Annotated in this window: 18 protein-coding genes; 16 read left to right on the top strand and 2 right to left on the bottom strand. The window is 51.4% G+C overall.

Translation table 11 applies throughout. The annotated features are described in order from the left end of the window. Positions 1–16: 16 nt before the first annotated feature. The 7 genes from TH63_RS10875 to TH63_RS10845 all read left to right on the top strand — a co-directional run bounded on the left by TH63_RS10875 (position 17) and on the right by TH63_RS10845 (position 7392). The gene (locus tag TH63_RS10875; protein WP_048920965.1) at positions 17–2698 is read left to right on the top strand and encodes a PAS domain-containing sensor histidine kinase; all 2682 of its coding nucleotides are present in this window, start codon (positions 17–19) and stop codon (positions 2696–2698) included. Between the two features lie 262 nt (positions 2699–2960). Beyond that, positions 2961–3527 carry an RNA polymerase sigma factor gene (locus tag TH63_RS10870; RefSeq protein WP_048920964.1) on the top strand — a complete coding sequence of 189 codons (567 nt, stop codon included), beginning with the start codon at positions 2961–2963 and terminating at the stop codon, positions 3525–3527. After that, entirely contained in the window at positions 3505–4842 is a 1338-nt protein-coding gene (locus tag TH63_RS10865) for a porin family protein (RefSeq protein ID WP_156180541.1), read from the top strand. Before TH63_RS10870 ends, TH63_RS10865 begins: the two co-directional genes overlap by 23 nt. 184 nt (positions 4843–5026) lie before the next feature. Next, positions 5027–5485, top strand: a complete 459-nt coding sequence (locus TH63_RS10860) for a CHRD domain-containing protein (RefSeq protein WP_076606466.1) — start codon at positions 5027–5029, stop codon at positions 5483–5485. Between the two features lie 48 nt (positions 5486–5533). Beyond that, positions 5534–5917 (top strand): hypothetical protein, encoded by a 384-nt coding sequence (locus TH63_RS10855; RefSeq protein ID WP_197088545.1) that lies wholly within the window; start codon positions 5534–5536, stop codon positions 5915–5917. Positions 5918–5923: 6 nt separating this feature from the next. Then, positions 5924–6502, top strand: coding sequence for a YceI family protein (locus tag TH63_RS10850; RefSeq protein WP_048920960.1), 579 nt, complete (start codon positions 5924–5926; stop codon positions 6500–6502). Then, entirely contained in the window at positions 6499–7392 is an 894-nt protein-coding gene (locus TH63_RS10845) for a DUF5777 family beta-barrel protein (protein WP_231583462.1), read from the top strand. The genes TH63_RS10850 and TH63_RS10845 overlap by 4 nt, the downstream gene beginning before the upstream one ends. Before the next feature lie 178 nt (positions 7393–7570). Here TH63_RS10845 and TH63_RS10840 read toward each other — a convergent pair whose 3' ends face one another. Further along, positions 7571–8830, bottom strand: a complete 1260-nt coding sequence (locus TH63_RS10840) for a PQQ-dependent sugar dehydrogenase (RefSeq protein WP_053093786.1) — start codon at positions 8828–8830, stop codon at positions 7571–7573. Between the two features lie 326 nt (positions 8831–9156). Between TH63_RS10840 and TH63_RS10835 the strand changes: the two genes are divergently transcribed. From TH63_RS10835 to TH63_RS10820, 3 genes are all read left to right on the top strand, one after another. Beyond that, positions 9157–9552, top strand: a complete 396-nt coding sequence (locus TH63_RS10835) for a group III truncated hemoglobin (protein WP_048920959.1) — start codon at positions 9157–9159, stop codon at positions 9550–9552. Between the two features lie 40 nt (positions 9553–9592). Then, entirely contained in the window at positions 9593–10030 is a 438-nt protein-coding gene (locus TH63_RS10830) for an RrF2 family transcriptional regulator (RefSeq protein WP_048920958.1), read from the top strand. Positions 10031–10204: 174 nt separating this feature from the next. Continuing rightward, entirely contained in the window at positions 10205–10600 is a 396-nt protein-coding gene (locus TH63_RS10820) for a cupin domain-containing protein (RefSeq protein ID WP_048920956.1), read from the top strand. A gap of 467 nt (positions 10601–11067) precedes the next feature. On the opposite strand, the gene TH63_RS10815 is transcribed toward TH63_RS10820, so the two are convergent. Beyond that, positions 11068–11430, bottom strand: a complete 363-nt coding sequence (locus tag TH63_RS10815) for a hypothetical protein (RefSeq protein WP_048920955.1) — start codon at positions 11428–11430, stop codon at positions 11068–11070. 580 nt (positions 11431–12010) lie between these two features. Between TH63_RS10815 and TH63_RS10810 the strand changes: the two genes are divergently transcribed. From TH63_RS10810 to TH63_RS10785, 6 genes are all read left to right on the top strand, one after another. Beyond that, a complete protein-coding gene (locus tag TH63_RS10810; protein WP_048920954.1) occupies positions 12011–12664 on the top strand; it encodes a dienelactone hydrolase family protein in 654 nt (217 codons plus the stop codon). A 220-nt stretch (positions 12665–12884) separates the two neighbouring features. Then, positions 12885–13307, top strand: coding sequence for a hypothetical protein (locus TH63_RS10805; protein WP_048920953.1), 423 nt, complete (start codon positions 12885–12887; stop codon positions 13305–13307). 49 nt (positions 13308–13356) lie between these two features. Next, positions 13357–15462, top strand: a complete 2106-nt coding sequence (gene pta / locus TH63_RS10800) for a phosphate acetyltransferase (RefSeq protein WP_048920952.1) — start codon at positions 13357–13359, stop codon at positions 15460–15462. Between the two features lie 11 nt (positions 15463–15473). Beyond that, entirely contained in the window at positions 15474–16679 is a 1206-nt protein-coding gene (locus tag TH63_RS10795) for an acetate/propionate family kinase (protein WP_048920951.1), read from the top strand. Positions 16680–17408: 729 nt separating this feature from the next. Further along, positions 17409–18425, top strand: coding sequence for a GntR family transcriptional regulator (locus tag TH63_RS10790; RefSeq protein WP_048920950.1), 1017 nt, complete (start codon positions 17409–17411; stop codon positions 18423–18425). Between the two features lie 301 nt (positions 18426–18726). Next, entirely contained in the window at positions 18727–21597 is a 2871-nt protein-coding gene (locus TH63_RS10785; protein ID WP_197088544.1) for a glycosyl hydrolase, read from the top strand. Positions 21598–21608: the final 11 nt, after the last annotated feature.

The raw sequence follows: 21608 nt of genomic DNA, 5'->3' as shown, positions 1-21608 counted from the left end.
GGGCGAACTGAACCTGGTGCACCGCAACGGGGAAAAAATTCCGGTAGAGCTGGAATCTAGGGAATTCAGCACGGCCGGAAAAGTATACACCAGCGTGAATGTGCGGGACCTCCGGAAAGAGAAAGAGGTGCAAGCCCTTATGGCCCAGAAGCACCAGACCCTGGAGAAAGACATCATTGATTTCCAGTTGATCTTAAACCATTCAGCTGATTTGATTGGTACCTTCCGGCTAGACGGGACTATCATCTACATGAATAGGGCCTCACTTTCTGTGTTAGGGTATTCCCCTGAAGAAATGGTAGGCCGCAACTACCGTGAATTTATTTTACCGGAGGATATTCCGGCTACTGAAGAAGACACTCGCCTGATAAAGCTAGACCGGATGACTACGCAGTTTAATAACCGGTACCTCCATAAAAACGGATCTGTGGTGTATATTTCCTGGGTGTCTACTTTCTCACCAGAATCTGGGATAGGTTACTCAATGGGGCGTGATATTACCCAAATACGCCAGAATGAGATTAAAATGCAGGAAAGCGAAGAGTTCTTGCAGGCACTTATGCTCAAAGGGACAGACATGATTGCCATTCTTTCGCCAGAAGGCACTTATACCTTTGCAAGTGCTAATACAGAAAGAGTACTAGGGATACCCAAAGAAGAATTTATAGGCAAAAACCCTTTTAATTTGATTCATCCAGACGACCACACTGAGGTGATGGATTGTCTGGAAAGTGTCTTTAAGGGAGAAGTGGTAGATACCAAGCCATTCAGGTTTAAGAGCGGACAAGGAGAGTGGCGGTGGTTGGAGTCTCATGTCACCAACTGCCTTGAGGTGCCCAGCATAAAAGGCATTGTGGTGAACAGCCGTGATGTGACTCAGCGCCGCCGGCAGGAGATTTTGCTGCAGGAGAGTGAGCAACGGTACAAAGCCCTGTTTGATTATAACCCAGATCCCGTATATTCCCTTGATACGGCAGGCAAGTTCACTTCTGTGAATGATACCACGGTAAAGATGCTGCAAATACCCCGGGAAACGTTACTGAAAATGAGTTTCAGGGACTTGTCTACGCCAGAGGCGCTGGCCACAGACAACCTCAATTTTGAGAAGGTGATGCGGGGCGAGCCCGTCACTACTGAAACCCCCATGTTTTTGCCCGGCCGGGGAATCTGCTATTTCACGTTCACAGTCATGCCCATCGTGATCAATGGCGTGGTAGTAGGGGCCCACGGGATTGCCAAGGATATCACTGAGTCTAAAAACCAGCAGCTATTGCTGGAGACTACGGCCAAACGCCTTGACTCCACCCTGGAAAGTATTAAAGACGCCTTTTTTACCATTGATCATGAGTGGCGATTTACTTACGTGAACAAAGAGTTTGAGCAGGTAATGCAAGTACGCCGCGAAGACATCATGGGCAAGAACATCCGGGAGATGTATAAAGACCACGAGAACGCTGGTTTCTTTGGGTGGTACCAGCAGGCCTTTGACTCTGGCAAGCCGGTCCATTTTGAGGAATTCTCGGTGCCCACCAACCTGTGGCTGGACGTGAGTGCCTACCCGTCTGAAGACGGTATGACCGTGTATTTCAGGGAGATCAATGACCGTAAAAAGGCCGAGGAGGAATTAAAGAAACTCTCTTTGGTGGCCAGCAAAACAGTGAACTCGGTCTACATTACAGATGAACAGGGACACGTGGAATGGGTCAACGAAGGATTTACACGCATTACCGGCTATACCCTGGACGAAGTGCTGGGCCGCAAACCCGGTGATCTGCTGGCCGGCCCAGATACCAATGCCTCGCGCATCTCCACCATTAGGGAGAAGCTGGTCTTTGATAAGCCTTTTGTACAGGAAGTGCAGAACAAGAACAAGGCCGGCGAGGTGTACTGGTCCAAGCTGGACGTAACCCCCATTATTGATGAGCAGAGTGGCGGGGGAAAGAAATTCATTGTGATTGAAACGGTGATCACCGAGCAGAAAAAAGCTGAGGAGGAGCGGGCCCAGCTCACTGAGGAACTGCTGCGCCGCAACCGCCACTTGGAGCAGTTCACCTACATTGTGTCCCATAACCTTCGGTCTCCGGTGGCTAACATCATGGGGCTAACCTCCTTGCTAAACTCCGCAGAGAACCCCAACCTGCAGGAAGGCATTACCGTGCGCCTGAAGCAAACCGCCCAGAACCTGGACAACATCATCAGAGACCTCAACGAGCTCCTGAGTTTGCAGGCGGGCGTGTTGGAAGAGCGCGAGAAGTTCTCCCTGCCCGAAGTGGTGGACCAGGTCCTGCAGGTACTGCCCGGCGAATGTTACGGCAAGGTGCACACAAACCTGAACGGGGTGCAGGAGATTGGCTCCATCAGAAGTTACGTGAGCAGTATTTTGTCTAACCTCTTGACCAACGCCGTTAAGTATAAGTCCCCGGACCGCACCTTGCAGCTTTCCATCACCGCAGAACTACAGCAGCAAGGTGAGCTTCTCTGCCTCTCCGTATCAGACAACGGGTTAGGCATAGATCTGGAAAAACAGGGCAAAAACCTGTTCGGGCTGTACAAGCGGTTCCACTTCCACGTTTCAGGCAGAGGCTTGGGTCTTTACCTGGTTAAGACCCAGGCCGAGGCGTTGGGTGGGTACGTGACCGTGGAAAGCGCCCCGGACAAAGGCTCCACCTTCAAGGTCTGGATCAAGAACTCCAAATAGAAATTCATTTACCCAATTAACCCAGAAGGAGGCCAGGCGCCTCTTTTTGCGTTTTGGGCCTGTTTTGGCCAAAACAGGCCCAAAACGCCCGCACCCTCATTTTCTTAGAAGAATCCGGTGCGCGGAAGATACAGTTTATAATGGCTGCTACTTTTCAAGGCCTTCGCCATAGGGCGATACCTGAAAATTTTTTACTTTTTTTTATTTAAGCAGGCAACCATTCGCGAAATTAGTCCGTGATGGGGACGCAAATAAGGAAACAGTGAGCCACACGGAAAGCCAGGAAGTTGTAGAGCTGCTTCGGGGTTGTTTGACCAACAGCCGCGATGCCCAAAGAAAGCTATACCAGCATTTCTACGGCTATGCTATGAGCATTTGTGTACGGTACTCTAAAGATGCTGAAGAGGCCAGGGAAGTTCTAAACGACGGGTTTATGAAGGTGTTCACCAGACTGACGCAATACCACCGTGACAAGCCTTTTAAAGGCTGGTTGCGGCGCATCATGATCAACACCGCCCTGGACAATTACCGGCATAACCTCAAGTATTACCATGCCGCAGACATAGAAGCGGCGGCCCCGGTGGCAGACGGGGCAGACACCATCAGTAGCCTCAACTATGAATACCTGATCGGGCTGATCCAGCAACTGTCCCCGGCCTACCGCACCGTTTTCAATTTGTATGTGATTGATGGCTACACCCATGAAGAGATAGGCGAGATACTAGGCATTTCCTCGGGAACCTCTAAGTCAAACCTCTCCAAGGCCAGGGCCAATTTGCGCGAAGTGCTTAAAAAGAACAAGGTAGATGAATTTGAACAATATGTCTGACCAGGAACTTGATCACCTGTTCAGGGAATCAGCTGAGCGGTATACTCCTGCCTTTGACCCGGAGGCCTGGACGGCTATGGACCAAAAGCTGGATGCCGCCCAGGGCCAGGGGGCTGGCTGGTTCCGGGAAAAGTCCCGCTACCTGCTGTTGTTATTGTTTCTGGGCATAAGCCTGGTGCCGTTTTTTTACCTGAACCGCACTCCCCAGCCCGCAACCACTTCACCTGCCGCGCAACAAAATACAGTATTGCAAGCTGCTACTGAACCAGCTAAACTAAAGAGCAGCCCTATTGAAGAAACAACCATCATAAATAAAGACCAGCAGCAGGAAACAGCAATTAAACCAGAGACAGCCGGGCAAACAGCTTATACAGGTACCAAAGAGGAAAAGGCCACCAGACAACGGTCAGCGCCAGCAAGCCGCAGGGGTAGTAACGGGTACCGGGTGCCCTTGGGGATAGGTAGAAAAACTAAAGCTGGCGTGCCCGTTAAGGTGACCCTAACGGAAGAGAAAAACGAACGGAATAACATTCTCCCGGAGGCAAAACCCTCGTTTTCCCCTAGCCTCCGGGACAGTGTTTCCAGCCAAGGCAACGCGTTGGCGGCTGAAGTTCCTGTTTCGCCGGCACTGCAGCAAAACGCTGGAGAAGTGGGTTTGCCAGATAGCGCAGCAGTGGCCGAGGAGGAACTTCCGGCTGACAAAGAATCACCTTTCCTGAAATCAATTTCCTTTATGGTGGCCGTAGCGCCAGATTTTACCACTGTTAAATTTAAAGACGCAGAGGCCGTGAGTATGAACGGGGGCGTTCTGGTGGCGGTGCCGCTTACCAAAAGAGTAAGCCTGGTGACCGGGGCCGTCTATGCCAACAAGAAATACACGTCTCCGCCGGAAGAATACAGCTGGCCCGCTGCCTACGCCCATATAGAGTACGGGAAAGTAGAGGCCACCTGTCAAGTGCTGGATATACCAGTGAACCTCCAATACCGGTTTTGGGAAAAGGGGCAGAGCAGCTTGGGCGTAGCAGCGGGGCTTTCCAGCTACCTCATGCTGAATGAGGAATACTATTCCAGCTCTCCGGCAGGCTTCGGGTACGGGGCCAGAACCTATAACTGGGAAGTAGACAACCAGAACCGCCACTGGTTTGGCGTGCAGAATATCTCCCTGAACTATACCAGAACCTTTCCTTCTGGCATAGCCCTGGGAGCGGAACCCTTCGTCAAAATTCCACTGCAGGGAATTGGGGCCGGTAAAGTGAAACTCACCAGCGCCGGCGTGTTTTTTACGGCAGGCTATACCTTCAACCTAAAACCCTAACCCTTTCTATTTACAGGCTTCAGAAAGGCACAACCCAAAATTGTGCAGACAGTACTTCTTTGCCTTGAATTTTGAAGGAATCGTAGAGAAGAAAGAAGGGTAAGTAATTGTAAGTCAATGGATTTTAATTCAAGTGTGCAGTGTAATGTAATCCATGTTCCATTTTTAACCAAAAACCAACGTCATGAAAACAAAAGCATTTTTCTTCCGGATTTTCCCCCTTCTTTTTCTGGCTTGCTCCTTTATAATGGTAAGCTGCGAGGATGATGACGATGAGGTTCCTTCAAATGAGGTAGCCTTTAAAGAAGCCACCCTAAACGGCGCGCAGGAGGTGCCTGTCAATGCCTCTCAGGCTACGGGTACGTTCAAGGGCACTTTTAATAAAGACACCAAAATCCTTTCCTATACCATTACCTTCTCGGGCATAACACCCACCGCCATGCACTTCCATAAAGAGGCGGTAGGCAAAAGCGGGCCGGTGGTCATTCCCATTAACGGTCCCTACACCAGCCCTCTGGTAGGTCAGACCCCGGCCCTCACTGCAGACCAGGAAACCGACCTGATGGCTGGCATGTGGTATGTGAATGTCCATAGCTCCCAGTTCCCGGGCGGCGAGATCAGGACCCAGGTAGTAAAGCAATAACCGCAGAATCAAGCTCTTAATCTTACCTCAACTTTATTCCTGACTTCTATGAAAATCCCTTCATGCTTGCCCCTTTTAATTCTCCTGGCGGCGGTTATCGCCTGTTCAAGTGACAAGGAAGAAGACGTGACGCCCACGCCTACCAATCAGCAGCCCCAGCAGTGTGACACCAACAATGTCACCTACTCGGGCACGGTGGCCGGCATCATTGCCGCTAACTGTAATTCCTGCCACAGCACGGCGGTGGCCACCAATGGGGTGGTCTTAGACAACCATGCGCGCCTGAAGCAATATGCAGACAATGGCAAGCTCATGGGCGTGATCAACCATGCCCCCGGTTTTCCGCCTATGCCCCAGGGAGGCGCCAAGCTATCTGACTGCAACATTGCCAAGATCAAGAAATGGGTAGACGCCGGTGCGCCCAATAATTAACCTGCCATGAAAAATCAGGTACTTCTACTGCTCTTTTTGGGAGTGACGCTGGGGTGGGGGAGCCCTCCCGCCAAAGGCCAGGACCGTTTCTACACCAAAACCGGGTATATCTCTTTTTTCTCTAAAGCTCCCTTAGAAGACATTGAGGCCCATAACCGGCAGGTGGTTTCTTTTCTTGATTTCAAGACCGGCGACCTGGTGTTCAGCGTGCCCATGAAAGCCTTTGCCTTTAAGAAATCCTTAATGCAAGAGCATTTCAATGAGAACTACGTGGAGTCTGACCGCTACCCCAAAGCTACCTTTAAAGGAAAAGTCTTGGAGATCCAGCAGGTGAATCTGGCCCTGGATAACCTGTACAAGGTGGTAGTGGAAGGGGTGTTAACCATTCATGGGGTAGACAAGCTTATTCGCACCAATGCCACCCTGCAGGTAAAAGGCAGGCAGGTGCAGGGCAAGTCTACCTTTTCGGTGACGCCCCAGGAATTTAACATCCAGATACCATCCTTAGTGAAAGAGCACATTGCCAGGCAGATTGATATCACGGTAGACATGCTGTATGTTCCTTATGTAACCAAAAACCTATGAAGCTGTTCAAATATGCCTTCTTAGCGGCCATGGTGGCCTTTTGCACGAGCCATACAGCCGCTGCCCAGGAGGACCTGCTCAAACTGGCCGAGGCCCAGGACAGCACGCGCGAAGGACCCATGCAGGCCACCTTCAAAGGCACCCGGCTGGTGAATGGGCATACCGTGGAAACCAACGGCGCAGGCGCTTTGCTGTTCCTTATCTCCCACAGGTTTGGGGCCCTCAACAGCGGCGCGTACACCTTCTGGGGCTTGGACCAGGCCACCATCCGGCTAGGGCTGGAATACGGGCTGAACGACCGGCTTACCTTGGGCATGGGCCGAAGTTCCCTGGAGAAAACGTATGATGGTTTCCTGAAATACCGGGTGGCTTACCAGAAACCCGCCGGCCTGCCGGTTTCCGTGACCGCCTTTGCCAGCACCGCCCTTAAATCTCAGAATTGGCTGAACGCTGAAAACAACTATGACTTTGCCCACCGCCTTACCTACACCTACCAGGTATTGATTGCCCGCAAGTTTTCTGACCGGCTTTCTCTGCAGGTTTCCCCCTCGATGGTGCACAGGAACCTGGTGGAGACCCCCACCGGCGAAACCAATGTGCTGGCGGTAGGGGCCGGCGGGCGGTTTAAGGTAACCAAGCGCACTTCCTTTAACGCCGAATATTTCTATCTGCTGCCCGGCGAAACCGCCGATGCGTTCAGGAATACCTTGTCCTTGGGCGTTGATATTGAAACCGGGGGGCACGTTTTCCAGCTGATGGCCACCAACGCCCAAGGCATGATTGAGAAGTTTTTCATCCCGCAAAATGGGGGTACCTGGAGCAATGGGGACATTTATTTCGGGTTCAATATTTCCAGGGTATTTGGGGTAAAGGAACAGAAGAAATGGTGAAACCCTTTTGATAACCAAAGAGAAGGTGAGTGTAGTGCTTAATAGTGCGGCCTCCCTTTTAAGCCTGTTTTCCGGAAAACAGGCTTAAAACGGAGGCCCCTTTTTTAGTGATGAAACACCTTGCTTTGTTGGAATTAATTCAGGCAGGCCAACGCGCTAAGAGGCAAACCAAGGGTTGTTACTGGCCCGGTGAGATTTTCCAGAGCTCTCCGTTGGTTTGGTCTGTGACCAGATACAGGGCGCCGTCTGGTCCCTGGCGCACGTCCCGCACGCGCTGGCCGCGGTCTTTGAGCAGGTGCTCTTCGCCGGTTACTTTTCCGTTCTCAATTCTCAGGCGTACCAGCAGTTTGTCTTTCATGCCGCCCACAAACAGGTTGCCTTTCCATTCTGGAAAAGCGGTGCCGGTGTAGAACTGCGCGCCAGACGGGGCAATGACAGGATCCCAGTAATAAACGGGCTGCTCAAAGCCGGCCTTGGCGGTAACGGCGTTGGGGATGGGTTGGCCAGAATATTCCTCGCCGTAGGTAACCAGCGGCCAGCCGTAATTTTTGCCTTTCTCAATCAGGTTCAGTTCATCACCGCCCTGCGGGCCCATTTCCACCACCCATAGCTTGCCGTCTGCGTCAAAAGCCGCCGACTGCACGTTGCGGTGCCCCACGGTCCAGATCTCGGGGAGGGCGCCGGCCTGTCCGGCAAATGGGTTGCCCGGCGCGGCGGCACCATCTGGGGTAAGGCGCAGGATTTTACCCATGTGGCTGTTCATCTGCTGGGCCTGCGGCCGAATCTCCAGGTCTGAGCGCTCGCCCAGGGTCATGTACAGCATGCCGTCCGGCCCAAAGGCCAGCCTGGACCCGAAGTGTTTGTCGCCGTCATAAGTAGGCATGGCCCTGAAAATCAACCGCACCTGCTCCAGGCTCTTTCGGTCTTCAGAGAGAACGCCCCGGGCTACGCTGGTGGCATTTCCGCCTTGGCGGGGTTCTGAAAAGCTCCAGAAAAGGGTGCGGTCAGAAACATAAGTGGGGCTAAGGGCTACATCCAGTAGGCCACCTTGCCCGCGGGAGTCTACCTTAGGCAGACCCGTGATGGGTTCGCCCACTTGGCCTGCCGCCGAGATGATCCGGAGCCGGCCCGGTTTTTCGGTGACCAGCAGGTTGCCGTCGGGCAGCGGTTCTACCGCCCAGGGTTTCTCTAGGCCTTTAGCCAGCACCTCTACTTTATAGGCGGAAGTAGATTTAATGCCGCAGCCCCGGGTCTGGCCAGCAAAGGCCGGTTTTTGGTCAGGCGAGTTGGCTTCGCGGGTTTCCAGCGGGGTACAGTTGTTCTGGGTAGTGGGTGTCTGGGCAATGGTATCATCCTGGTTCATGGACTTGTTATTGCAGCCTGCGGCCAGGAAAGCCAGCAAGGCTAGGGAGAGGAAAGATAATTTTGGTACATGCATAGTTTTATGGGTAGAGGAGTGAGGGGTTTACTAACATCAGGGCGAAAAGCTTCAGGCCCAGGTAGGTGAAAGGGTTGGTCCAATACTTTTAACCGGCTTTTTTAGTAAAGGTTTACCCCTGTGGGGTTAGCAGAAGCCTAACGGGAAAGCCATGAGTAAAAGAACGTACATCTGATGCTTTATTTATTACCTTCTGATAAAGCGGTTGGAATCATTTCTATTTAAGATAAACTTATCCTTTTTGAAATTTGTTGGTACCTTTGCACCCGTAAGGCCAGTTCTTTACACTGCACCTTTTAGTACCGTTCACCCAATTCAATAGTAGCATGGCACCAAAAAAAGACATTACCGGAATAGAGGATATTAAAGTAATGGTAGATGAGTTCTACGGCCTGGTGCGCCAGGATGAGTTGTTGGCCCCTATTTTCCTGTACCGTTTGAACACGTACTGGGAGCCGCACCTGGAGAAAATGTACACCTTCTGGAATGCCGCCTTGTTTGGCCAGAGGGGCTACACCGGCAACCCTTTTGCCAAGCACGCCACTATGCCCGTAGACAGCGAGCATTTCAAGCGCTGGCTTTCCTTGTTCAACACCACCATTGATACGTATTTTGAAGGGCCTGTGGCCGAAGAGGCCAAAGCGCGCGGCTTTATCATGGCCACTAACTTTGAAAGACGCATTGAGGGCATGAAAGGAGCTGACACTGTCACCCTGGTCTAAGGCTAGAAAAACCAACCAGAAGAAAACATAGGAAAGCAGGATGATTTCAAAAGCTTGTAAGTACGGGATTAGAGCCGTGGTCTTTGTGGCTTCCAAAGCCGAAGAAGGGCAGAAAGTAAACGTGAAGGAAATCTCCAGGGAAGTAGACGCGCCAGAGGCCTTTACCGCCAAGATCCTGCAGATGCTGAACAAGCACCGTATCATCACTTCATTAAAAGGTCCGTACGGAGGCTTTTACCTGGAAGAATACCAGTTGGAGCAACCTATCATCCAGATTGTGGAGGCCATAGACGGCATGTCTATTTTCAGGGAGTGTGGCCTGGGGCTTAAGCAGTGCTCAGAAGTACACCCCTGCCCCATGCATGACCGCTTCAAGGTAGCCCGCGATACCCTCAAAGAGGTTTTTGAGAACACCACCGTCCGGCAGCTGGCCCTGGAACTCAAAGAAGGCAACTCCTTTATCACTAACCTCGCTTAATCTGCAAGTACCCATGATTTTGCCCTCTTTTTCCCAGTTTCCAAGAAGAAGCCCCGGAGGCCAAACCACTTTGGCTTTACTTTTCTCTTAGGCCTAAGGGAAACAAATACAGAATTTATCCGGAACGGGCGCCCCTGCGTAAACCTCCTGAAACGCCCTATACCTAGCACACCCATGGAAGAAAAATCAAACGAAGCCACGCCCCAACGCCCTCTAGGCGACCGCTTGCTGGATGCCGCCCAGGTAGTCATGGACCTGCCATCGCTTTTGGCGCAGATCAAGCAGGAGAAGCCCTGGCACAACAGCGACCGCAACGCCATCACCATCTTTAAAACCGAGGGCATGCGTTTGGTGCTCATTGCCTTGCACGAAGGCGCCTTCATGAAAACCCATACTGCCCCGGGAATAATAAGTGTGCACGTGCTGGAAGGAGAACTGGACTTCGCTACCGAGCAGCAAACCTCCCGGCTCACCCAAGGGCAGGTACTGACGCTGCATGCCGGCATTCCGCACAGCGTTCTGGCCGTAAAGGAATCTGTTTTCCTGTTAACCCTGGCGGGAGGAAAGTAAACGATATTAATACCGCTATTCCTGTTCTGGAAATCAAAAGAGTAAAGGGTGGGGGTAAGGTCTTGGGTAAAACCTGTTTAGAGTTTCAGATAGGTCTTTAATAAACTGTGCTTTGTCGCAAGTGTCTGCTGGGGGCCGCACGCATGGCTGATTATTTCTCTACCTGCTCCTTATAATATTTTTGTCATCCTGAAAGGACCTTGTGGGCGAACGGCAGTAGCGTGTCATCCATGACATTACCGTTCGCTACCAAGATCCTTCCAGGATGACAAAGAGAGAGGGACAAGGGAAAAGAAGGAACCAATCATTCCTTTAAATCCCAACGGACCCTAGCGCCAAGGGCCGAGGAGAAAATTTAAACTGGCTGGTAGCAAGCTTTCCTGTTTTGGGCCTGTTTTCACCAAAACGCCTTTAAAACAGAAAGCCCCTCCTTGTAGGGGAGGGGCTTTCAAATGCAAAGGCATTGTTTACTTAGAAGATTTAGCCTTAGCTGCTTTCTTGGCTTGTTTATCGGCGTTGCTTCTGGTCCGTTGGGCTTTGGCCTCTAACCGGCTGGCTTCTTTGGCTTGCTTTGCTGCGTTCTCGGCATCGTCCTGGATACGGCCGGCGGCCTTGGCGTTCTCCTTGGCTACTTTGGCCTCTTCGCTGGTAGATTTCTTCAGGTCTTTGGCGGCTTCTAGGCGTTGTTTATCCGCTTTTTCTTTTTCCTCCACAGATGCCTTTTCCAGTTTCATCTCCACTTCATTATGGGTAACCTGGGCAAAAGACGGGAGCGCGAAAAAGCAGAAGAAGCCTGCCACTAAGGTAAAGAGTAACGTTCTGATTTTCATAACAGTAGGATATAGTTCGTAGTGTTTAAGGTATACGTGTTCTGGCTAAAATAAACTGAAATCGTGGCCACTATAAAATAGGCAGGAAAGCGCCGGAACCGTTTTGGGCCTGTTTTCCGGAAAACAGGCCCAAAATAGAAAAACCTTTGTTTTTTGGCCCAATTACTTTTCTGGCAGCAATCTGTGTTTGCCTAACGTAACGGCTTCTCTAAGCCAGCATGGCCACTTTCTTCTATATCAAAATTCCTTTCCCTGGGCGGGATGGTGAAAGGGCCACTTTTCCTGCCTCTGCCAGATTCACCTAAATCTTAAAGTTGGCCCGCCGTTGAGCCGTTTTTGTGGCTTACCGTACATAGTAAGTAGAAAGAACCCGTAGCCTTTGCGCCCAGGAAAGTAGAAGTTCCGGGCCAGGCGCCGGTCCGCAGATGCCCCGTCTGTGGCTTACCTGGCAAAGGCTTAAACGGCGTTTTAGGCCTGTTTTCAGGAAAACGGCCTCAAAACGCAAAATGCCCCTTCCCTCCATCGCCCCGCGGTGACACCTGTTTCTGGAGACGTTAGTTCTACTTATTACCCTTTGCTTATGATACAACAATACCTCATTCACACAGAAATTGAGATCCCGGTGGGGGATAAGAAACTGATCGGGAATTTGAATTTACCGTCACCGGCCTCTGGGTTGGTGGTTTTCTCCCACGGCAGCGGCAGCAGCCGGCACAGTTCCCGTAACCGCTACGTGGCCAAGGTGCTGGAAGACGCCAACTTTGGCACGCTGCTCTTTGACCTGCTCACCGAGGAGGAAGACCAGACGTACCAGAACCGCTTTGACATTCCCCTGCTCACTGAGCGACTGGTCACCGTGACTGAATGGCTGGCGGGCCTTCCGCAGTTAAGAGGGTTGCCGGTGGGCTATTTTGGTGCCAGCACGGGCGCGGCCTCGGCGCTGGGCGCGGCAGCTAAACTAGGCGACAAGATCAAGGCCGTGGTATCCAGGGGCGGAAGGCCAGACCTGGTGCTGCCGGTGCTGCCGCAGGTGCTGGCCCCTACTTTACTCATTGTGGGCGAAAAAGACGAGGCCGTCATCGTTATGAACGAACAGGCCTACCGCGCCCTCAAAAAAGCCGAGAAGGAACTATTCATCATTCCGGGGGCCACCCACCTGTTTGAGGAGAAAGGCACCCTGGAAGAAGCCGCCCGCATTGCCACCTCCTGGTTTGAACAGTACCTGAACAAGTAGCGGCAACTACGCTAATGGAGGGTTTTACTGCAGCCCCGTTTCAGGGCCGTTTTTTCAAAAACGGCCCTGAAACGGGGCTGCGTTTTTTCGGCAGTGGCCACCTGTGAGCGCGCGTCAAGGGCATGGTAAAATAATGATGAGAATCACTTCCGGGCTTGACCGCCGTTGCTGCCTGAGAAAGCGGCCGGGCCTAGCTTTGTGACAACAAAAACCCAACGCCATGAAAACTACAATCGCCTACGCCGAATTGAATAATGAATTGCAGGAGCTGTACCTGGCCGCCAAAGTATGGGTGTCAGAACTGGAGTTTCTGGAAAGGGAATATGAGTTCCTGAAAAAGCTGCTCACCACGGCCCTGTTACCGCTGGTACAGCGTGACACTCTGGCCCGGGTCTCTGATATCCAACTTTTGGCCCTCAAAACCGCTAAAAGGCAGGAGGGCCTGAAAAAGGAAATAGGATTGTATCTCCAGCGGGTAGAAACGTATATAACAGATTCTGATCAGCAATTGGACATTACGCTGGTGGAAACCCACGCAGCGTTGGCCGCTGAACTGGCCCTGGTGAAGTGGAATCTGGGAGCCTTAAGAACCCAGGTATTTTTGCTTTCTAAAGAAGGAAAAAACGAATACAGCACTCACTAAAATAAAATTAGATACTTGTTATTACGGGTTTAAAACGCCTTATTCCAACATGACCAATACCATATTTATAGCGTCCGCTGAGCCCTACAGCGGGAAATCTATCATTGCCCTGGGCCTGGTGAATATGTTGCTGGGCAGGGCGCAGAAGGTTGGCTATTTTAAACCGGTGATCAACACAGACCTGTCAGACAGCAAGGATGTGCACATCCAGACGCTGCTTCACCATTTTGGGCTGCCCATTGCCTATGAAGACGCCTATGCCTTTACCGGGGCCGAGGTCATGCGCCACTTTGAGAACGAGAGCCAGGGCCTTATGATTGACACCATCATCAGCAAGTTCAAGAAGCTGGAGGCCCAGTGTGACTTCACCGTTCTGGAGGGCAGTGACTTTGTGGGCGAAGGCACCGCCTTTGAGTTTGACCTGAACGTACTCATCGCCAAAAACCTGGGCACGCCGGCCATTCTGGTAGTGTCCGGTGAAAACAAAACGCCCGCCCAGGTAGCGCAGGCCACCTTGAGTTTTCTACATAATTTTGAGGCCCGTGACATTCAGGTGCTGGGCATTGTGGCCAACAAGGTTAACCCCACAGACCTGGAGGAGGTACACCTGCTCATCAGCAAGCAGTTGCCTGCAGATATTATCCTATCGGTGATTCCCCTGGACAAAGGGCTGCAAAATCCCACCGTCAAGGATATTTTCCAAAGCTTGGGCGGCAAGCTGATTTTTGGGGCCGACCAACTCTCCAACCAGGTAGACAACTTTGTGACGGGGGCCATGCAGGTGCCTAACTTCCTGAACTACTTAAAGGAGAACGTGCTCATTGTCACGCCCGGTGACCGCGGCGATATTATTATCTGCTCGCTGCAAGCCAACCTTTCCTCCAGCTACCCGCGCATTGCCGGTATTGTGCTCACCGCCGGCTCAGAGCCCGAGGAACCTATCATCAGGCTCATCAACGGTCTGCAGAACGTGGTGCCCATTATGTGCGTGAAAACGGGCACCTTTGAGACCATTACCCAGATTGCCGCCGTCAAGGCCCGCATCACCCAGGACAACACCAAGAAAATACAGCTGGCCATTGACACCTTCAACCGGAACGTGAACACCGGGGCTTTGAACGCCCGTATGGCCGCTTACCATTCAGAGACCATTACACCGCACATGTTCCAGTACCAGTTGGGGCAATGGGCCAGACGGCAACGCAAGCACATTGTGCTGCCCGAAGGCAACGACGACCGCATACTTCGGGCCACGGCCCGCCTGGTGGCCCAGGACATTATCAAGCTTACGTTGCTAGGCAACCCATCAGAGATCATTGCGTCTTTCAAGCGACTGGGCCTGGACATAGATCTCACCAAGATCACTATTCTGGACCCAGCCCACGCACCTCAGTTTGACAACTACGTGGAGACCCTCTATGAGCTGCGCAAGACCAAGCAGGTAACCCTGGAAATGGCCCGCGACCTGATGACCGACGTGTCTTACTTTGGCACCATGATGGTCTACAAAGGCGATGCCGATGGCATGGTGTCCGGGGCCATCCACACCACGCAGCACACCATACGGCCCGCTCTGCAGATCATAAAAACCAAGCCGGGTATTTCCACGGTTTCCTCGGTTTTCTTCATGTGCCTGGAAGATAGGGTATCTGTGTTTGGAGACTGTGCGGTGAACCCGAACCCAACGGCTACCCAACTCGCTGAGATTGCCATCTCTTCGGCAGATACCAGCATGAAGTTCGGCATAGAACCACGAGTGGCCATGCTTTCCTATTCCTCCGGTACGTCTGGGGTAGGGGAAGAGGTGGAGAAAGTGCGGCAGGCCACCCAACTGGTCAAAGAGCTTCGGCCCGACCTGAAAGTGGAGGGACCTATCCAGTATGATGCAGCCGTTGATCCGGAAGTAGGGAAACAGAAAATGCCAAATTCAGAAGTAGCCGGAAGGGCCAGCGTGCTGATTTTCCCAGACCTGAACACCGGGAACAACACCTATAAAGCCGTCCAGCGCGAAACCGGCGCCCTGGCCATCGGGCCCATGCTGCAAGGCCTGAACAAACCAGTCAATGACCTGAGCCGCGGCTGTACGGTAGATGATATTTTCAATACGGTCATCATCACGGCCATCCAGAGCCAGGAAGGTGGCCAGACCAATTAAGCATACCACCCATGAATATATTTGTTATCAACGCCGGAAGCAGTTCTTTAAAGTACCAGCTGTTTAAAATGCCTGCCGAGCAGCCTATTTGCGTGGGCTTGATTGAACGGATTGGCTTATCAGGCTCTATCATCAACCACAAGGTGTTCACCGGAGGCCAGGAGAAAACCGTGCGCGAAGAACTGGACTTGCCAGACCACCAGGCGGCGCTGCAGGAAGTGGTGAAACTGCTCACAGAAGCCGGCACCGGCGTGATCCAGGACCCTGGCGAGATTGACGTCGTGGGCCACCGGGTGGTGCACGGCGGCGAGCGCTTCTCAGATACCACAGTCATTACCCCAGCCGTGAAGGAGCAGATCAAGATGCTGTTCCACCTGGCGCCTTTGCATAACCCCGGCAACTTCCAGGGCATTGAGGTAGCTGAGAACCTCTTCCATAAAGCTACCCAGGTAGCGGTGTTTGACACTGCCTTCCACCAGACCATGCCCGAGAAAGCGTACCGGTACGCAATTCCGGCCAGTTTCTATACCCAGGACGGGGTGAGGGTGTACGGATTTCACGGAACCAGCCACAAGTACGTGGCAGCCAAAGTCGGTGAATACCTGGACAACCCCGAGGCCAAAGTCATTACCATTCACCTGGGCAACGGCTGCAGCATGGCCGCGGTCAAAGCAGGGAAGTGCATTGACACCAGCATGGGCTTTACCCCGTTAGATGGCTTGATCATGGGTACCCGGTCCGGGGCCATTGACGCCTCAGTGGTATTTTACCTGGCTTCTAAATTGGGTATGCCTATGGAGCAGATAGATAACCTACTGAACAAGAAAAGCGGCATGCTGGGCCTAACCGGTTCCAGCGACATGCGCGAGGTGCAAAAAGCCCGCGCGGCGGGTGACCCGGATGCTATCCTGGCCTACGAGATGTATGCCTACCGCATCCAGAAATACATTGGCTCCTATGCCGCAGCCTTAAACGGGGTAGACGCCCTGGTCTTTACCGCTGGCGTGGGTGAGAATGACGCCCTTACCCGCGAGCTGGTATGCCAGAACATGGAGTACCTGGGGGTTCACCTGGACCAAACCAGAAATGCCGTAAGAAACGGAAGCCTCCGGGAGATCAATACGCCAGAATCTCCTGCCAAAGTGCTGGTGATCCCTACCAATGAGGAACTGGAAATTGCCAACCAATGCTGCCAGTTGCTGGCGGAGGTGAGGTAAAAAAAGAAGATACATTTTACAAAGGCCTGTGTGGTGATGTACACCAAACAGGCCTTTGTTTTTAGGGGGTATGTAAATCAGAAAGGAGTCCTCTACGTAAGGGCTACGGCCGTTACAAGTGACGCCGGTACGTTTTGGAGCCGTTTTGGCTAAAACAGGCTCAAAACGAAAAGTCACCTTTAAACCAAGACATTATAGTTGTCTTGCCTAGACACAAAAAATATCGCCTTCTAAATAGAGAGGGAAATTGTAGGTAGACTTTTCGGTAACTACCTGGCATATAAAAATAGGACAAAGAATAATCCTGCAAAAGGCCGGGGTCAGAATGGGAAGCGGTGGCTGCACGAGGGTTCCCTGTCCGGAAATCAGTTGAAGGAGGCTTTTTTAGTGATTCCTCCTGGGAAAAAAAATTTTAATGTAAAACAGACAATAATTATTGAATCTGAGCTAATAGAGCCTGTTTTTAAGATGGAGTCACATCCATTTTAAAGAATTTAATTGTAAAACTTTTATAAAAAGGAGGTTAAATGGGGAAGAATTTCTTAAATTTCAATTGAAAGCCAATTAATTGAATAATCCTTAAGCACTCTTTACTAGTAGCATAGATGACCGTTTTGCCATAAGGGCCAAGAGTATAGGTAAAAGATAACATTACATACCTAACTCTTGCCAGGCTGTGGAAGTCGTCTTTATAAAGTCTGCCTTTTACTTATTTATTTAACTTACCTCATGGAACTGCTGGATAAAATTGACGCCACATCTGCCACCCCTAAATACTTACAGGTGGTAAATGCAGTGATCAAAGACATAGAATCCGGAAAATTAAAGCTGGGAGAGCGTGTCCCTTCTATCAACGAGACCAGTGAGATGTACTACCTTTCCCGGGACACCATAGAGAAAGCGTACAAGGTGCTTCGCCAAAAAGGGGTGATCAGCTCCGTGAAAGGGAAAGGCTGCTACATAAGCAAAAGCTTCTCCGGCAATAAAACCCGCGTGCTGTTACTGTTCAATAAGCTCAGCGCCTATAAAAAAGCCATTTACTATTCCTTCCTGAAAGCCGTTGGCGATGACGCCATCGTTGACCTGCATATCCATCATTATGACGGCAATATATGCGCTAGCCTGATCCAGGAAAATCTGGACAAGTATGATTACTTTGTGATCATGCCCCATATTTCTTCTAACATGGAGGCATTCACGCTGGCCATGAAGCAGATTCCGGAAGAAAGCTTAGTTTTGTTAGATAAAGACACCAAAGACTACAAAGGAAATTGCGCCGCCGTTTACCAGGACTTTGAACGGGACATTCGCGTGGCCTTACACTCTGGCCTGGACCTGTTAAGTAAATACCGCAAATTTGTGTTGGTGTACCCCCGGGAAATTTCCTATCCTATGGAGATTGTGAAAGGTTTCCGGCAATTCTGCAGAGAGGTATCTATGGCCCATGAAGTAAAAGATTTCATTGAGGACGAACCGGTTTCCCCAGGTACCGCCTACCTGGTCTTGGAGGAGTCTGACTTGGCAAACCTTATCACAGAAACGCGCGCCCGCAACCTGGTGCTGGGTACCGACGTTGGCCTGATCTCTTACAATGATACCCCATTAAAGCGGATTTTGGATGACGGGATTACTGTGGTGTCCACAGACCATGAGTTAATGGGTGAAACGGCGGGCTATATGGTAAAGCATAAGCTCCGGGAGAAAATCCATAACCCGTTTACTTTGATCAGGAGGAGCTCTCTATAAATGAATTACACCTTTTGTAAAGAAGGATAAAATACATAAAAAAAGCGCACCGTAGGGTGCGCTTTTTTTATGGTAAATGGCTCCGTTAGACAGCAGTCCTTGCAAAAAGCAAGGATTACCTTGTTAGGTCATTTGATGGAAGAGAAAAGGGATGAACCGCACACAAATGGACGGTATTTAAAATGCAGGTTACAGCAGGATAATGGAACAACCCAGATTGTATAGCTTTAGAGCAAGTTCAAACTAAAGTGCTTAGGCCTGATATTGGCCTTCGGTTGCTTTATCTCTTACATTCCCACGCATGACCCATAAATATAAACTCATCGCTTCCCTTGCCTTTTGCTGCAGCCTTTTACTTCATTGTCGGCAGCCTCAGGTATCCACTATGGGGGCCGCCGCTATTGCTGCCAAGCAAACCCAAGAGGCCCTATGGCCGGAAGTGAAAAAGGAAAACCGCCCCTGGACCCGCTGGTGGTGGATGGGAAATGCCGTGGATGAAAAAAACATTGACCGGTTGCTCACTGAGTATTCTCAAGCAGGTATTGGCGGGGTAGAGATTGCGCCCATTTACGGGGCCAAAGGCCATGAGAGCAAGTATCTTGAATTCCTGTCTCCGCAATGGATGGGCATGCTGGATTTCACGGTAAAGAAAGCGAACAGCCTGAACATGGGCGTAGACATGACCCAAGGAACCGGGTGGCCATTTGGGGGGCCGCAGGTTACTCCGGAGCACGCTGCTTCCAGGCTGATTTTGCAAAAATATGCCCTAAAAGGGGGCCAGACCCTAAAGGAAACGCTGGAGGTAACTGACCCCAAGCAACGGGACATGGGCGTGGTGCTGCAGGCGGTGATGGCTTACAGTGACAAAGGAGCAATCCTAAACCTAACCGATAAAGTGAACCCCGAGGGAAAACTTATTTGGAAAGCGCCTGCCGGTACCTGGGAGATTTATGCCGCCTTCAACGGAAGGACCCGCCAGATGGTGAAAAGGGCTGCCCCGGGCGGAGTAGGCTATACTTTAAACCACCTTTCCAAGGACGCCACCCAAGCCTACCTGCAGCGGTTCAGCCAGGCTTTTAACGGCAGCAATCATGGCGTGCGGGCCTTTTACAATGACAGCTATGAAGTCTACAACGCAGATTGGTCGGATGGTTTTTTAGAGGAGTTCCAGAGGCGGAGAGGTTATGACCTGCGTCCGTACCTTCGAGAACTGGTGAGCAAGGAGACATCTGAGCACATCACTCGCTTGAAATCTGATTACCGCGAGACCATGGGCGAGATGCTCTATGATAATTTCTACCTCCCCTGGAATGACTGGGCGCATAAAAACAAAAGCCTCACCAAAAACCAGTCGCACGGCTCCCCGGGCAATCTGCTGGACCTTTACGCTGCCGTGGACATACCTGAGTGCGAGACCTTTGGATCCAGCTATTTCCCTATTCCCGGTTTGCGCCGTGACAGTGCCGACGTACGCAACGTGGACCCAGACCCAATCATGTTGAAGTTCGCGTCTTCGGCGGCGCATGTGGCCGGTAAGAATCTGGTGTCCAGCGAGACCTTTACGTGGTTGGGAGAGCATTTTAAAACCTCTTTTTCGCAGATGAAGCCAGAGGTGGAGCAGGTGTTCCTTTCTGGGGTAAACCACGTGTTTTACCATGGGGTCACGTACTCACCAGAAGAAGTAGCATGGCCGGGATGGCTTTTTTACGCCTCTTTGAACATGACGCCTGCCAATAGCCTTTGGCCCCAGTTCAACGGGTTTAACCAATACATAACCCGGGTGCAATCTGTGCTGCAGTCTGGCAAAGCAGACAATGAAATATTGGTGTACTGGCCTATCCATGAGGTATGGGGCAAACCAGAGAAAATGGAAATGATGATTGGCGTGCATGAAGTGGATCATTGGTTGCACCCTACACAATTCTACAAGCAATCTAAGCAACTGATGGAGGCCGGCTACTCGCTTGACTTCGTTTCTGATAAAATGCTGCGGGAAGCCAGCGTGAAAGACCAGCAGATTGTGACGGCTGCCGCTGCCCCCACACATAAAGTGCTAGTGCTGCCCCAGAGCAAGTATATGGCACTGGAAACCTTTGAAAGGGCGTTACAACTGGCCCAGAAAGGCGCCACCGTGATCATAGAGGAATTACCCACCGACGTGCCCGGCCTACAGGATTTGGAAGGAAGAAGACAAAAGCTAAAACAACTGATCCAGTCGCTTTCCTTCACAGATGCCGGCAACGGAATCAAACAAATGAAGACCGAGAAAGGGGAGATCCTTCTTTCCAAAGACCTCCAAAAGGCCCTGGCCTCCAAAAGCATTCAACGGGAAGCCCTCACCGATACCGGTTTGAAATTCATTCGCCGGGCCCTGCCAGATGGGAAGTACTACTACCTGGTGAACCATACCGCCAAAGCCATAGATACTACCATTCCTTTGAACCTGAATGCCCAGTCCGTGGTCATGCTGGACCCGCAAAGTGGTGCTGCCGGCCAGGTGACTTCCTCGGTGGCCAACGGGAAAACAGAGGTACGGGTACAAATGAAACCCGGGGAGGCATTGATCCTGCGGGCCACCACCGCCCAGCCTAAGGATGCAATGGCCTGGCAGTACCTGGATAATGCCGGCACTCCCCAAGAAGTAAAAGGGACCTGGGATTTACGCTTTACCCAAGGCGGCCCTGAATTGCCTCCTGCCCAGAAACTGACCCAACTGAAATCCTGGACCGAACTGGCCGACAAGAAAGCAGAAGCCTTCTCGGGCACCGGGGAATACACCATCACCTTTACCATGCCCTCCAAAAAGGCCGAGGAATATGTGCTGGATTTGGGAAAAGTGAGCGAAACCGCAAAGGTATGGATCAACGGCCAGGAGGTAGGTTACCTTAACAGCATCCCTTTCCAGGCGCGCGTGGGCCAATACCTGAAGCCAGGCAAAAACACGATGAAAATAGAGGTGGCCAACCTGATGGCCAACCGCATAAGGTACATGGACCAGAATAAGATTCAGTGGCGCAATTACCACGAGATTAACTTCGTGAATATCAACTACAAGCCTTTTGATGCTTCTGTTTGGAAACCCATGCCGTCTGGTTTGTTAGGGCCTGTAACCATTACACCTTATAGTGCTTCTGTAAAATCCACTGTGGCTTTGCCGGCCCAAAGCAACTAATTAAGATGATT

This window comes from Rufibacter radiotolerans (assembly GCF_001078055.1).
GTDB classification, from domain to species: Bacteria; Bacteroidota; Bacteroidia; order Cytophagales; family Hymenobacteraceae; genus Nibribacter; species Nibribacter radiotolerans.
Note: the sequence above shows the minus strand (reverse complement) of the source record. Positions and strands in the feature narration are given on the sequence as shown.